The following is a 15,078-nucleotide window of genomic DNA, read 5'->3' as shown; positions in this document are numbered from 1 at the left end:
GGGGTGGAGCAGCCCGGTAGCTCGTCAGGCTCATAACCTGAAGGCCGCAGGTTCAAATCCTGCCCCCGCAACCAAAATAAAGACTGTATATCAGTTACTTATAGAAAATCTCCAATCTCCATGATTGGAGCTTTTTGCATTCTAGGGGCAGAGTAGGGGCATAAATTATCAACACTAATCAACACCACCCAATAGTGATAGGCCAGTTTCATCCTGAAAGAGCGACACCAGATCAAGCTAATATGTCGCATCTGTTGTGACGGCGAAGCTGACTATTGGCTAGTCTATAGCGTCCTGTAAGGCGCTAGGTTCAATTTGTTGGCTGTGTGGGCAGAATAACTTGAAACAGGAAAAGAAACGATACTGCGACCGCACAGGCGGTCAGTCCAGTATGCCGTTCGATAAGCATCTTCCTCTTTCCAAAGCAAATAATAAAAATGGTTCGTCGGATTGAAGCGGTGCGAGCGAAAGAAAACTTGCTAATTATAGCTTATCCCCAGCTGCACGGTTTCTACTAAATGATTTTATATATGAATATATATGTATAGCGGTACCGTTTATGCGTGATCGCGGTACCGTTTATGCGTAACAATCTCCCCAAATCTCCCGTGGGCTTCATCTCGAAGTGGTACCGTTTATGCGTGGATAAAATGCTATATCCACAAACTTATGCCACCACTTATCCCCAAAGACGGTAATGGGGTAGGAAATAGACAAGCGGCTTTTGCTGAAGGACAATTCGAAGCAGATAATGGGCCATCGTCAACTACCGCAAGGTCGATCACCGAACGCTGCCGGCCTTCGAGCAGCCAAAGCTGGAAAGCGTCGGCACCGAACAACAGCCTCTCACCCAGCAAGAGAAACAGACCCTACAGAAGCTGGCCGCTCAGGAAGAGCAAATAGCCACACTTCTGGCACAGGTCGAAAAGTCCCGCGAGAAGGTTGAAGCGGCAGAGAAGAAGGCTGACGAACTTGCAAGCCTCGCCAAATCCGCTCAGCAGACGGCCGACATCCTCGAGTTCAACGAGGCGACGACACGCTCGCGCATCATTGACAACCTGATCGCCACTGCGGGATGGAATGTAGCAACCGGCGAAGCTTCGACGAATGAAGTCGTGAAGGAAATGGAGGTCGACGGACAACCTACTCCGTCAGGCAAAGGTTACGTTGACTATGTTCTGCTGGACGCGGACGGTTCGCCACTCGCTGTTATTGAAGCGAAGAAAAGCTCCGTCGAACCGGAAATCGGTCGCAAGCAAGCGGTGCTGTATGCCGATGCTCTGGAGAAGAAGTACGGGCAGCGTCCGGTCATTTTCTACACCAATGGATACGACGTCTGGATGTGGGATGATGCAGCCGGGTATCCGCCACGAAAGGTATTTGGCTACTATTCCAAGGACAGCCTTCAATATCTGGTCAAGTTCCAGCGCAAGAGCCGCAAGGATCTCAAGTCGCTGGTGCCGCAGGAGCGGATCGTCAACCGCCTTTATCAGATCGAGGCGATCAAACGCGTATCCGAGCGCTTTACCGACAAGCATCGCAAGGCACTGATCGTGCAAGCAACAGGTACCGGCAAGACGCGTGTAGCGATTGCACTTGCGGAACTTTTGATCCGCGCCGACGAGTCCCATCGCAGCATCTACAACATCTATGGCGACCTCTTTCGCTATTTCGACAGCCTTCAGGTCGGGTTGACGGCGACCCCGGTCAATTTCGTGACACGGTCGACCTTTGGTCTGTTCAATTGCGAAGGCAAGTTACCAACCTTCAGCTACGACCTGGAAGAGGCAGTTGGCGAGAAGCATCTCGTTCCCTTCGAGGTCATCGATCACACCACGCAGTTCCTGCGCGATGGGATCACGCTTGACGGCCTGACCCAGACCCAGATTGAGGAACTGGAAGCCCAGGGCGAAGATCCGAATGACTACGATTATTCCTCGGAACAGATCGACAAGGCCATCTACAACCGCGACACCAATCGCGTGATCATCCGCAATTTGATGGAAAACGGCATCCGGGATTCAAACGGCCAGACCATCGGCAAGACCATCATCTTTGCGCGCAATCACGACCACGCCATGCTGATGAGCCGACTGTTCGACGAGATGTATCCCCAATATGGTGGGAAGTTCTGCCAGGTGATCGACAATTATGACCCTCGCGCGGAAAGTCTGATCGACGACTTCAAGGGCACAGGTACCAACAACGAGCTTACCATCGCCATTTCGGTGGACATGCTGGATACCGGAATCGATGTGCCGGAGATCGTGAACCTCGTCTTTGCCAAGCCGGTGCGCTCGCCGGTCAAGTTCTGGCAGATGGTGGGACGCGGCACACGGCTCTGCCCTGGTCTGTTTGGCGCCGGCAAGGACAAGACGGTCTTCCGGATTTTCGACCACTGGGCCAACTTCAAGCGTTTCGAAGAGGGGTACAAACCTGTCGAGCCGACGTTATCAAAATCACTGCTCCAGCAGCTGTTCGAACAGCGCATTCTACTAGCGGAAACAGCGCTGCAGAAAAGCGAAATCGCCGTCTTCGATCATGTGATCCAGTTGATCGCTGCCGACATCAACGCGCTCGATGAAAACACCGTCGCCGTCCGCGAAAAGTGGCGGGAGAAGCGCTCGACTGCCTCGCTTGAAAACCTGAAGCGGTTTGACCCCGGTACGGTGTCAGTCCTGCGACAGACCATTGCGCCACTAATGCAATGGCGCGATATCAGGGGCAAAGCCGAAGCACATGCTTTCGACCTGCTCGTATGCAAGACCCAGATCGCGGTCCTGCACCAGTCCGCCGAGATTGCAGATTTGAAGATCGATTTCCTTGATCGGTTGGGCTCGCTCCAGATGCATCTCAACCCGGTCAGGGAAAAGGCTGAGGTTATCAAGAAGGCCAAGTCCGATGTCTTCTGGAATGGCGTGACGGTGATGGGCCTTGAAGCCGTGCGCGAACCGCTGCGCAGCATCATGATCTATCGCGACCGCCAGAAGCCCGGCGGCAATGGCCCCAAGATCATCGACATCACCGAAGATGCGAGCCTTGTGCAGTCTTCACGCCGCAGCGCCTCGCTCAAGACCGTGGACATGGCCGCCTATGAGCAGCTGGTTGAAGCCGAACTGAAGAAGCACTTCGAGACCAATCCGACGCTGAAGAAAATCCGCGCTGGCGAGGCGGTGACACCTGAGGACCTCAACGCAATCATATCGCTGGTCTTGACCCAGAACCCCGATGTCAGCCGCAACGCGCTGGAGGATTTTTTTGCTTCCACCACGTTGCCGCTCGACATTACCATTCGCAAGATGGTCGGGCTCGAAGAACAGGCCGTGAAGGAAAAGTTTTCGGCTTTTGTACTGGGCCATCCCGAACTGACCGCCAAGCAGACGCGCTTCCTGGCACTGCTGCAAAACCACATCATCAAATTCGGTTTCATCACCATCGACCGGCTCTATGACCAGCCTTTCACGGTTGTGGATGCCGATGGTCCTGAGGGCATTTTCGACAAGCCCGATGATATCGATCAATTGATGAAAATCGTGAATCTCTTTGCTCCCGCGCCGAAAGGCGACAGCGGAGCTGAAACATCCCAAGGAAAACTGCACTGATGGTCACCGGTGAACTTAAAAAGAAGATCGATGCGCTCTGGACCGAGTTCTGGACTGGCGGCATCACCAACCCGCTGACGGTAATCGAGCAGATCACCTTCCTGATTTTCGTACGCCTGCTCGACGTAAACGAAGCCCGTGACGAAAACCGCATGAAGCGCAGCGGTGCGGAGTTCAAGCGCCGGTTCTCCGCCGACGAGCAGGAACTGCGCTGGTCGCAGTTCCTGCATCTGGGTGCTGACGACATGCTGCCGCTGGTGCGCGATCGGGTCTTCCCGTATTTTCGCAAGGCGTCCGTCGGCACTACCTTTGCCGAGTTCATGAAGGATGCACAGTTGATGATCCAGAAACCAAGCCTTCTGGTGAAGGCGGTCAACATGATCAACGACCTGCCGCTGACGGCGGGCGATACCAAGGGCGACCTCTATGAATACCTGCTCGGCAAGCTGACCACGGCGGGCATCAACGGCCAGTTCCGCACGCCGCGCCACATCATCCGCCTGATGGTGGATATGCTGGAGCCAAAACCCACCGACGTGATGTCCGATCCGGCCTGCGGCACAGGCGGCTTTCTGGTCGAGACGATGAACTATCTTCTTGAAAACCACACCTCACCCGAGGCGGTGATCGAGGAGACCGATCCCGAAACCGGTAAGGCAGAGAAGATTTTCACTGGTGACCTGCTCGAAGACCATTGGAACCACATCCGCAACGACATGTTCCACGGCTTCGATTTCGACGCCACCATGCTGCGCATCGCAGCGATGAACATGATGCTGCATGGCGTCGACAATCCCGACATCCATTACCAGGACACGCTGAGCAATTCGTTCCCGGAGCGCTTTCCCAAATCCGCCAGCCAAGGCTTCGACATTGTCCTCGCCAATCCGCCCTTCAAGGGTTCGCTCGATTTCCAGGATGTCCATGCCGGGCTTCTGCGACAGGTGAAGACGAAGAAGACGGAGCTTCTGTTCCTGGTGCTGATCCTGCGCATGCTGAAAACCGGCGGGCGCTCAGCCACCATTGTGCCCGATGGCGTGCTTTTCGGCTCGTCTACCGCCCATGTGGCGCTGAGAAAGCTCCTGCTCGACCCACAACCAGCTGGAAGCTGTGATCTCGCTGCCGTCGGGCGTGTTCAAGCCCTATGCGGGTGTGTCCACCGGCATCCTTGTCTTCACCAAGGGCGGGCGTACCGATGATGTCTTCTTCTATGATCTGGAGGCGGACGGTTTCTCGCTCGACGACAAGCGCGATCCGATCGAGGCAAATGACCTGCCCAATTGCATCGCGGTGTGGCGGGACCGCGATCCGAAACGGGACACGGACCGGACGCAAAAGGCCTTCTTTGTTCCGGCCAATGACATCCGAGAGGCGAATTACGACCTCTCGCTCTCCAAATATAAGGAGCGCATCTATGAGGAGCAGAAATACGATCCGCCGAAGCTCATCCTAGAGCGGATGAAGACTCTGAATGACGACATCGCCAAGGACCTCGCCGAACTTGAGGGGATGTTGGGATGACTACGACTGAGCAGCTTGGGCAAGTCTTCAAAATCAGCAAAGGCAAAAAGGCGGCAAAGGTCATCGATGAGCCGAATGCTGGCACATTGCCCTATATTCAAATTGATGAGGTCAGGGGAACCCGGCCTTCAAAGTATGTAATTGATTCCAAGGCAGTCGAGGTAACGGAAGACGACCTTTGTATCGTTTGGGACGGGGCGAATGCTGGAACTGTTGGCTACGGAGTGAAAGGGGCGATCGGCAGCACAGTGGCCCGGATGCGACTGAAGCAACCTGAAAAATGGGCACCCAGATTTCTTGGCCGGTTGCTAGGATCAAAATTCCAAGAACTGAACGATCAGGCGCAAGCTCGCGGTGCAACAATTCCTCACGTCGACAAGGCTAAACTCGAAGAGATCTTATTCCCGAAAATTCATCGAGACGAACAACGCCGGATTGCGGCGATCCTCGACAAGGCCGATGCCATCCGCCGCAAACGCCAGCAGGCCCTCGACTTCGCCGATGGTTTTTTGAAGTCTGCCTATGTGCATTTGGTTGGCCCCTGCAATCCCGCTTACGCTGAGTGGATGCCTGAAACAATCGAGAAGCTTGCGCAGGACAAGAAGGGCGCAATCAGATCAGGTCCTTTTGGCAGCGCGCTTCTTCATAGCGAGTTCGTCGACGAAGGGGTCGCAGTTCTGGGAATCGACAATGCCGTGCAAAACCAATTCGCATGGGGACAACGTCGGTTTATCACCGAAGAAAAATATGAGGAACTGCGACGTTATCAGGTTTTTCCTGGTGACGTGATCATAACGATCATGGGCACCACGGGAAGATCAGCGGTTGTCCCGGACGACATTCCAGAAGCAATCACAACGAAGCATCTTGCTTCAATAACTTGCGACTCATCCAAGATTTTACCTGAGGTGTTGTCGTTCGCCATCCACTCCGATCCGATGATCATCCGCCAAATAAAGCAGCACAACAAAGGCGCGATCATGGATGGACTGAATCTTGGGATCATAAAGAAACTCGTGCTTCCCAAGCCTCCAATGAAACTCCAACAGAGGTTCGCCGCAGCGCTTCGCAGCGTATCGAAACACAAAAAACAAATTAGTGCTGAGCTCGGTGATGGCACCGAATTGTTCGCCTCCCTTTCGCAACGCGCTTTTCGAGGGGAGCTATGAGCGATCTGAAACTCTTCCGAATTGGCGGAGTGGACGTCTGCGAGGTGCATGGCACGTCGCTGGCGTTGGAAAAATCGCTGCAGACGCTGATCGAGCAGAACTTGGAGACCTTTCTCGGTGTCCGCTTCCTGGCGTCGGAATTTTCCACCGGCCGCGACCATGGCGGACGAATGGACACACTTGGCATCGATGAAAATTTCTGCCCGGTGATCATCGAATACAAGCGTTCCTCCAACATGAACGTCATCAATCAGGACCTGTTTTATCTTGATTGGCTGGTGACACATTGCGGCGATTTCGAGATGCTGGTGCTGAAGAAGTTCGGCGAGAAAGCTGCGCAATCGGTCGAGTGGTCATCGCCTCGCCTGATTTGCATCGCGGGTGATTTCTCCCGCTATGACGAGCACGCCATCAAGCAGATGAACCGCAACATCGAACTGATCCGCTATGTGAAGTTCGACGACGACCTGCTGCTACTCGAACAGGTCAATGCCGTCTCCGCTCCGCTTAATGGCACACTCGCCAGCGACAAGACGGACGCCGGAAGCCAAACCGAGCAAAAGATCAAATACACGACCGTTTCTCAGTCCCTCGAAAAGGCAGATGCCAGCCTGCGCAACCTGTTCGAAACGGTGAAGGAGCATCTAGGAGGGCTGGGTGATGATGTGCAGTTCAAGGTGCTGCAATTCTATTTCGCCTTCAAACGGATCAAGAATTTCGCCTGTGTCGAGATCAAAACTCAGGAGCGCAAGCTGATCGTTCATGTGAAGGTCGCTCCCGACACTATCACGCTGGAAGACGGTTTTACCCGCGACGTGCGCACTATCGGCCATTTTGGCACCGGCGATCTGGAAATCACCATCCGCTCGATGGAGGATTTCGAAAAGGCCAAGCCATTGTTCGACCGCAGCTATGAGAATGCGTGAGGTATGATGATTGCTGAACTCCACACCCTCACACTTCCTGGCCCGATGCTGCAACGCGGGTTCTGACTCTATGTTTGGCGGATAGATACGCCAAAGGGTGAGCGCCTTTATGTTGGTCGTACCGGGGACAACAGCAGCCCCTATGCCACTGCGCCCTATACGCGGATGGGCCAACACCTCGGATTTCAGAAAGCGTCCAACAGCCTTCGCCGACTTCTGATCGAACAGGACATAGAACCGGAGCAGTGCGGCCAGTTCGATCTGGTATCCTATGGGCCGATTTTCCCCGAGATTGGGAAAACCGAAGAGCAGGAATACGGCGAGCAGATGAAACTGCACAAGCCCGTTCGCGACCGCATGGCGGCGCTCGAGCGAGACTTGCGCAACGCATTGGCTGCTGCCGGCTATGACGTTCTGAACCTGGTGCGCAGCAAAGCGCAACCTGATCCGGACACTTGGCGGGATGTGCTGGCAGCGTTTTCCGACAACTTCCCCAAGCTGAAGGGAGGGGCAGTCAATGAGTGATATCCCGATCTACAGCTTTGAAAAATGTCTGAAGATGACAGGAGACAGGAAACACATCCTGCTTGGTAACGGTTTTAGCATTGCCTTGAAGCCGGACATTTTCAGCTACGGTTCACTTTATAGCAAGGCCGACTTTTCCACTGTCCCTAACGCCGCCGAAGTCTTCAAGGCGCTCGCGACACAGGATTTCGAGGCCGTGATCCGGCTACTCGTCGACATGGCCAAGGTTTTGAAGTGTTACAAGGATACCTCGCCGGAACTTGTCGAACAGATCGAGAGGGACGCAGCCTCGACCAAAACCATTCTTGCCGAAGCTATTGCTCGGAATCATCCGGACCGGCCCTATGACATCACAAATGAGCAGTATGCCGCCTGTCGCGCATTTCTCTCCCATTTCGAACATATCTACACGCTGAATTACGATGTGCTACTTTACTGGGCGCTGTTGCATAATGAAGTCGATGAGCTTCACATCCGATGCGATGACGGGTTCCGTCATCCTGAGGGAAACGAGGGTGCTCCCTATGTTTCCTGGCAGCAAAGCAATTCTCCGACCGTGCATTTCTTACACGGTGCCTTGCACATCTTCGACGCCGGGTACGAGATCACCAAATACACGTGGTCAAAGACCGATATTCCGATTGTCGAACAGGTTCGCTGCGCGCTCGATGAGGAGAAGTACCCCCTCTTCGTCGCGGAGGGACATAGCCAGGACAAGCTCGACAAGATTCTGCACAGCGCCTACCTGCACAAGGCGCTGAGGAGCTTCTCCAGCATAGGCGGATCGCTGTTTGTCTTCGGACATTCGTTCGATGACAATGACGATCACGTTCTGAAGAAAATCCCGGAGGGCAAGGTCACCGATCTCTGCGTTGGCCTTTATGGCGATCCCAACTCTGCAGACAACAAGCGGATCATCACCAAGGCATTCAGCTTCATGGACTTCCGCGCTGAATCTGGCAGGAAGAACAAGCTCAATGTCCACTTCTTTGACGTTGGCACGGCAAGGGTGTGGGGATGAGGCTGGACAAGATCACTCGTGAAAACCGCCAGGTTTGGGTGCGCGCCTTCTACGGCTTCAACCCGGAAGAGGCTGGATATATCGGCTTCACGCACGAAGCCCAGCGCGAAGACATGCTGAGCAAGATGAAGGACGGTGATCTTGTCCTCATTTATGGCGCTGTGGACTCTCTCACCGACGCCGATCTGCAGAGGCAGGCCTTCGGGTTCATGGAGGTTGTGCGGGAGCGATGCCATGACGTGGACCGCCAGGATGAAGAATCAAAAATATGGAAGCTAGATCATGGCTTTCAGGACCGGTGGACCTATGGAATAAAAGTTGTCCGTGCTTGGCGCATCTCGAACCGGGTTCACATCAAGACCATTGCTCCCAAAGCGTATGATCAGAAAAAGCGGTTTGAGAGGACGACCAAAGCCGTCCTGCTAGAACCGGACGAAAAGCGCTGGGCGCTCAGTCATCACGTCCGGCAGGTGAATGTCTTTGGTGAACCGGCCATCGCGGCGGATGACCTCGTCAGCGCCTACATGGATGATGTGCTCACGCCATCAAAGGGTATTCTTCCGAGCTTCGGGGACAGCACCTCAACGCATGAAGATGACGAGAACTACCTCTACCTGATGAAATTGTCAGCCAATGCGGAAGCGCTGCTTGGAAAAGCGGGCCCCCATGTCGGCAAGGCTCTGGTGAAGGTCGGCAGATCGAATGATCCGAACCGGCGTTTGAAAGAAGTCAATGGCGGTTTTCCAGTGTGCGCAGTTTGCCGGTGGGAACTTAAACATAACCAGCCATTTGAAGACGGCGAAACCGCTCATAACCACGAGACCGAGTTAAAGGAGAGTTTTGCCATGGAATTCACGTCTCAGGCGGGCGAGTTCTACACTGGCGAGTGGTCCGCGATGGAGCGGGCTTTCCAAACCTTCTGTTTTTCCAAGATACCGAAAATTCTCGCTGCGGCCGGCAAGGCTAAAGGAGTGAAATAGCAAATGAGATTGTCATGCGACTGAGCCGGATCGAGATCGAAAATTTCAAGGGTGTTGGCGTCAGGCAGGTCATTGAGCTGCGCCCAATCACGCTGTTGTTCGGCCCCAATAGTGCGGGCAAGAGCACTATCCTTCAAGCGTTGCATTATGTTCGCGAGATTCTGGAGAGGAAGAACCCCGATCCGGACCAGACAATTGCGGGCGGTCTGATCGATCTCGGCGGCTTCAAGAACTTGATCCACAATCATGATCTATCGAAGTCGATGACGATCAAATTGGTCATCGATTTGTCGGACGATCAGGGCAACGAATGGCTGCCGATCAACAACGGAAACTCGCTCGATGATCCAGAGTTTGAGAATCTTCGCATCCGGTACATCGTCGGTGAGAATACCGATCTGAAGGAATATGCCGTTGTCCAGAAGATCGGTGTCTCCCTGCAGATTCAATGGAGCGACCTGATCAATGCGCCTTACGTTTCGGCTCTGACTGTCGAGATGGACGGTGAACAAATCGCCACGATCAAGTCCCCTCCACAGCCCGGTCAGGCTCAGCTCACCGAGTTCAACTTACAGCATCCACTGCTGCTGCAGTATATGGACGCCGATGAAGAGCCTTCTCAGGACAAGAATGAGAACGACCCACTTGGCACCAAACTGGGTATCGAGATTTGGGAGCTTTCCCGTGACATGGCCAGATCCACGGACTTGAAACGTGTCAGTGAGTTTCGCATCGCTGCTGCATCCGTCATTGGCGCTCTGCCGGATATCAACAAGCCTTGGACCTTGGAACTGCGCGATCCGGAACCGAAGAAGCTGGAACTGGAGGGCAGCACGCCTCGCGTTCGCGGCCTGTCTGCATTGCTCGACGAGTTGCTGCTTGGGCCACTGCGCATTGCACGCGACTACCTTTCGCAGATGACCTATATCGGTCCGCTAAGGGCATTCCACCCAGGGCTTTCCGGCCCCAGGGTTCACCGGATGAGGGGCGTTGGGCACAGGGGCTCGCAGCGTGGGACCTTCTCTATTCGGACACCAAGGGCAAATTGCTTAGCGAAGTGAATGCCTGGCTCAGTGGTGAGGACGGTCTGGGGACCAATTACGAAATAGCGAAGTCGGAATATTTGGAAATACCGGTCTCGAGCCGTATCGATCAGTTATTCAAGCGTGGCATAAACGAAGACGACATCGGAGAACTGCAGGAAGAGTTTCAGAAACTGGGGACGCGAACCGAGATTGTTTTGCGTGACGCGGTGAAGTTCATTAATGTTGCCCCAAGCGATGTGGGTTTTGGCATCTCCCAGATGATCCCTGTCATCGTTGCTTGCCTTCGCGACAGGGATGGAATCCTGGCAATTGAGCAGCCCGAGCTTCACATCCATCCGGCAATTCAGGTCGGAGTTGGGGATCTTTTCATTCATGCGGTGATGCCGGGTGAACAGTCTTTCGGTTCAGGCAAAACGCTTCTGGTCGAAACCCACAGCGAGCACATCATGCTGCGGCTGCTGAGAAGAGTCCGGGAAACCACAGAGGGTCAACTACCACCGGGAGTGATTTCGCTCACGCCCAGCGATCTCTCCGTGATTTACGTCGAGAGCACGCCGGACGATGTCCTCTTTCGCCAGCTTCGCGTGGACAGTGACGGTGATTTTGCCGACCGCTGGCCGAATGGGTTCTTCGCGGAACGTGCGGAGGAACTGTTCTAATGTTGGCGGAATACGCGGTAGAACCGGAAGCAATTGGATCAGATTGGAAAAACTTCAAGGACCTAATTGATCGGTTCGGGTCGGACAAGGGCCGGCTGATTTCTCGATTTCCCAGCAAATGGGAAAAGAAAGTAGTTCAAGCTGCAAAAGCCGCCGGGGTTCCTGAGGTGCGGATGTTGAGCATTGTCGAGCGCCTCCGCAACGAAAAGCATAAGGTGGCGGATTTTTGTCGAGATTACGATCATGCATTAGATTGGATCGGCAACGCACTTCGGGAACATGGCGAGCGACCGTCTCGAGCCATAATCTGCGAGTCCGACGCTAGTGGATGCCGTGAGGTACTGAAGCCTGACGATTGTGCGGACGCTGAGCCTTTAATGAGAGCGCCTCTCAGCCAAGATATCACAAGGGTTCCAGCCGATATCGCTGCTCCACTAATCATGCTTGCAGCGGCGGCAAGAGAGATCGATCTCGTAGATCCGTTTTTCGATCTGCGAGGGTCAAATGGCGACTATCAAAGCCCGCTTATGGTTCTGCTTGCTGGGCTTGCGGCGATACCCGTGTCTCCCAGGACGTTAAGAATACACTTTCGTACGCACCCTTCGCGACCACCCACTCAAATGCTCGCACGAGACAGTGCGGCTCGTACTGCAGGCGCGATACCTCCCGGATTTACGGTCGAGCTTTACGAATGGGAGCAAATCCAAGGCGGCGAAGACCTGCATGATCGCTTTTTTCTCACGGACGTCGGAGGGGCAATGATTGGCGCGGGTTTCGCAGCAGCCGGAGGCGCTGAGACCGCTAGTTTTTCACTGCTTGATTATGCACATGTGCAGCAATTGCGAAGCCGTTTCACGTCCGGCTCAACTATTTACAGGCAGGTTGGTTCGACCGTTTGTCTCCATGCAGACGGCAGCACCGAGCTAGTTTAGAGCCCAATCTCACCTCTAAATCCCTCTGACCTGGCAGTGGGGGGAAATACTCCTCTAGATGTACCATCCGTGAAATTCCCGCGCTTAGGCACGAACGACCGGTTTGTGAAGGTGCATCGCAGCGTAGATTCTATAGCGCAATGTCGGCAGTGGGCCGGATGTGCTCGACAATCGAACGTAAGCGGTGTTTTCTCCCCACCTTGTTCCTTCCCTTTTGATTTGTGATGGACTTTTCATGGATTACTTAAGGGAGTTTCCCCATGGGGACTACGGTGGAGTTTCTCACCCCAGAGAAGAGCTTGGGCGGGGGCCGTCATAAATGGACGCCGGAATTCAAGGCCAGACTTGTTTCAGAAGCGCTGCGGCCTGGTGTCCGTGTTGTTGATGTCGCGCAACGCTATGGTGTACGGGCAAACCGTTTATCGATGTGGCGAACGCTGGCTAAGCATGGCCAACTGGTTTTACCCGCGCGAGAAAAGGAAATTGAATTCGCAGGACTTGTGATCAGCGATACCGTTTGCGAACAAGCTGGCGTAGATCAAAGCCGGCCGGAGATAAGCATCGGTCCCGTGACGGTTCGGCTCGAAGCAGGCGCATCGGTTGCCCGTATTGTTGCAGTCGCACGTGGATTGACGGTTCCAGCATGATCTTTCCTTCCAATCGCGTTCGGATCATGGTGGCAACAAAACCTGTCGACTTTCGTAAAGGCCATGATGGTCTGGCATCACTGGTGAAGAATGAATTGCGCAAGGATCCGTTCACAGGAACTGTATTTGTCTTCCGCTCGCGCAAAGCAGATCGGTTAAAGCTGATCTACTGGGACGGAAGCGGGATGGTTCTGGCTTATAAACGTATGGAAGCCCATACATTCAGCTGGCCGGAGATCCGGGATGGGCTGATGTCATTGAACCATGCGCAGTTCGAAGCCTTGTTTTCAGGGCTCGACTGGCGGCGTGTGCGTGCTGTGGAGACACGAGCGCCGGTGACTGTTTGAGTGACAACGGATAGCTGCGGCAAGGTGACTCTGACGACAAATTCATCAAGCAAATCAAGGCCGAATTTGGTAAGTTTTGCCAATGTTGAACGCTGCCGATCTCCCAAATGATATTGCTGAATTGAAAGCGATGCTGATCGCAGCAACTGCGCTCGGGCTAAGCAAAGACGACCGCATTGAACGGCTGGAAAAGCTTGTTGCGTCTTTCAAACAGACCGCATATGGGCGCAAGTCAGAGAAAAGCAATCCTGAGCAGTTCGATCTGGCACTGGAAGATCTGGAAGCCGCGATCGCCGCCATTCATACTGAGGATGAAGCGGATACACCTTCAGATAAACGAATATCCAAACCGCGTTCCATCAATCGTGGTTCTCTGCCAAAGCATCTTCCGCGTATTGATGAAGTGATTGAGCCGGAAAGCCTGATCTGCGTCTGCGGTGGGTGTCTGCATTGTATTGGCGAAGATGTTTCTGAACGATTGGATGTGATCCCTGCTCAGTTCCGTGTCATTGTCACGCATCGTCCAAAATATGCATGCCGCGCCTGTACGGATGGTGTTGTGCAAGCACCAGCTCCAGCCCGACTAATCCCGTCAGGTTTGCCAACAGAGACAACTGTCGCCCATGTGCTGGTATCCAAATATGCCGACCATTTACCTTTGTATCGTCAAGCCCAGATTATGGCGCGTCAGGGCGTAGATATTGATCGCTCTACGCTGGCCGACTGGGTCGGACGGGCAGCTTACGAATTACGACCTGTTTTTGATGCGCTGATTAGTGATCTCAAGCATTCCAACAAACTCTTTATGGATGAAACGCGTGCACCGGTGCTTGATCCGGGATCTGGCAAGACTAAAACAGGCTACTTCTGGGCTTTGGCACGTGATGATCGACCATGGGCCACCTATGCAGGCAGCAATGCACCGCCTGGTGTTGCCTTCACTTATGCGCCAGGACGGTCTGGACAATATGCTGAACAGATATTGCAGGGCTTTACAGGTATCCTACAAGTCGATGGCTATGCGGGTTACAATCGGCTGATCGCGCCAGAGCGTGTTGGCTCCAATATACAATTGGCTTACTGTTGGGCTCATGCGCGTCGCAAGCTTATTGAGATCACGCGCACAGGCACGTCCCCGATTGCAGAAGATGGTGTAAAACGGATCGGTGAACTTTAAAAATCGAGGCAGAGCTACACGGTCTCAACCCGCAAGCGCGCCTGACAGCCCGTCAGGCACAATCAAAGTCGCTGATCAATGACATGGAAACATGGCTTGCTCATCACCGTGCGCGCGTGTCTGCAAAAGCACCATTGGGCGAGGCGTTGAAATATATCGCCAAATACTGGGACGGCTTGTGCCTATTCCTGTCTGACGGCCGCGTTGAACTGGATAATAACAGTGTTGAACGAACAATCCGGCCGATTGCTCTCAACCGCAAGAATGCACTTTTTGCAGGCCATGAAGCAGGTGCTCATAATTGGGCTACGATCGCCTCGCTGATTGAGACCTGTAAACTCAATAACGTCGATCCGCAAAAATGGCTGACCCACGCGATCACTGCAATCTCCTTACGGGTTCGACCGCTTGTCTCAGCAAGCCGCACTGCTGCTCGCTCAAATTCCTTCGTAAAATCTGCTCGCTTCGTCATGTAAGTTTCCTTTCAACTCAAGAAAACCTCTCCACTTTTACGAAGCAAGTCCAA

The 15,078-nt window shown here is 53.8% G+C and carries 13 protein-coding genes and 1 pseudogene; all 14 read left to right on the top strand.

Going from position 1 to position 15,078, the window contains the following annotated elements:
* The first annotated feature begins 758 nt into the window (after positions 1 to 758).
* A complete protein-coding gene (locus tag ACI0FR_RS16090; RefSeq protein WP_461668010.1) occupies positions 759 to 3,602 on the top strand; it encodes a type I restriction-modification enzyme R subunit C-terminal domain-containing protein in 2,844 nt (947 codons plus the stop codon).
* Positions 3,602 to 4,801 carry a type I restriction-modification system subunit M gene (locus ACI0FR_RS16085; RefSeq protein WP_461668009.1) on the top strand — a complete coding sequence of 400 codons (1,200 nt, stop codon included), beginning with the start codon at positions 3,602 to 3,604 and terminating at the stop codon, positions 4,799 to 4,801. The genes ACI0FR_RS16090 and ACI0FR_RS16085 overlap by 1 nt, the downstream gene beginning before the upstream one ends.
* Positions 4,755 to 5,123, top strand: coding sequence for an N-6 DNA methylase (locus ACI0FR_RS16080; protein WP_461668008.1), 369 nt, complete (start codon positions 4,755 to 4,757; stop codon positions 5,121 to 5,123). The genes ACI0FR_RS16085 and ACI0FR_RS16080 overlap by 47 nt, the downstream gene beginning before the upstream one ends.
* On the top strand, positions 5,120 to 6,292 hold the full coding sequence (locus ACI0FR_RS16075) for a restriction endonuclease subunit S (RefSeq protein WP_461668007.1): 1,173 nt from the start codon (positions 5,120 to 5,122) through the stop codon (positions 6,290 to 6,292). Before ACI0FR_RS16080 ends, ACI0FR_RS16075 begins: the two co-directional genes overlap by 4 nt.
* Positions 6,289 to 7,218 carry a DUF5655 domain-containing protein gene (locus ACI0FR_RS16070; protein WP_461668006.1) on the top strand — a complete coding sequence of 310 codons (930 nt, stop codon included), beginning with the start codon at positions 6,289 to 6,291 and terminating at the stop codon, positions 7,216 to 7,218. Before ACI0FR_RS16075 ends, ACI0FR_RS16070 begins: the two co-directional genes overlap by 4 nt.
* A gap of 165 nt (positions 7,219 to 7,383) precedes the next feature.
* Positions 7,384 to 7,743, top strand: a complete 360-nt coding sequence (locus ACI0FR_RS16065; protein ID WP_461668005.1) for a hypothetical protein — start codon at positions 7,384 to 7,386, stop codon at positions 7,741 to 7,743.
* Positions 7,736 to 8,764, top strand: coding sequence for a DUF4917 family protein (locus ACI0FR_RS16060; protein WP_461668004.1), 1,029 nt, complete (start codon positions 7,736 to 7,738; stop codon positions 8,762 to 8,764). The genes ACI0FR_RS16065 and ACI0FR_RS16060 overlap by 8 nt, the downstream gene beginning before the upstream one ends.
* Positions 8,761 to 9,744 (top strand): EVE domain-containing protein, encoded by a 984-nt coding sequence (locus ACI0FR_RS16055; protein WP_461668003.1) that lies wholly within the window; start codon positions 8,761 to 8,763, stop codon positions 9,742 to 9,744. Before ACI0FR_RS16060 ends, ACI0FR_RS16055 begins: the two co-directional genes overlap by 4 nt.
* Before the next feature lie 14 nt (positions 9,745 to 9,758).
* Positions 9,759 to 10,805, top strand: coding sequence for an AAA family ATPase (locus ACI0FR_RS16050; protein WP_461668002.1), 1,047 nt, complete (start codon positions 9,759 to 9,761; stop codon positions 10,803 to 10,805).
* Positions 10,790 to 11,449 carry an AAA family ATPase gene (locus ACI0FR_RS16045; RefSeq protein WP_461668001.1) on the top strand — a complete coding sequence of 220 codons (660 nt, stop codon included), beginning with the start codon at positions 10,790 to 10,792 and terminating at the stop codon, positions 11,447 to 11,449. The genes ACI0FR_RS16050 and ACI0FR_RS16045 overlap by 16 nt, the downstream gene beginning before the upstream one ends.
* A complete protein-coding gene (locus ACI0FR_RS16040) occupies positions 11,449 to 12,381 on the top strand; it encodes a hypothetical protein (RefSeq protein ID WP_374834499.1) in 933 nt (310 codons plus the stop codon). The genes ACI0FR_RS16045 and ACI0FR_RS16040 overlap by 1 nt, the downstream gene beginning before the upstream one ends.
* Positions 12,382 to 12,680: 299 nt before the next feature.
* Positions 12,681 to 13,028 (top strand): transposase, encoded by a 348-nt coding sequence (locus ACI0FR_RS16035; RefSeq protein ID WP_374834497.1) that lies wholly within the window; start codon positions 12,681 to 12,683, stop codon positions 13,026 to 13,028.
* Positions 13,025 to 13,375 (top strand): IS66 family insertion sequence element accessory protein TnpB, encoded by a 351-nt coding sequence (gene tnpB / locus ACI0FR_RS16030; RefSeq protein ID WP_374834495.1) that lies wholly within the window; start codon positions 13,025 to 13,027, stop codon positions 13,373 to 13,375. The genes ACI0FR_RS16035 and tnpB overlap by 4 nt, the downstream gene beginning before the upstream one ends.
* An 82-nt stretch (positions 13,376 to 13,457) precedes the next feature.
* Positions 13,458 to 15,028 (top strand): annotated as a pseudogene (gene tnpC, locus ACI0FR_RS16025) (IS66 family transposase).
* Positions 15,029 to 15,078 lie beyond the last annotated feature (50 nt).

It is taken from the genome of Paenochrobactrum sp. BZR 201-1 (assembly GCF_044987585.2).
Lineage (GTDB): Bacteria > Pseudomonadota > Alphaproteobacteria > Rhizobiales > Rhizobiaceae > Paenochrobactrum > Paenochrobactrum pullorum.
Note: the sequence above shows the minus strand (reverse complement) of the source record. Positions and strands in the feature narration are given on the sequence as shown.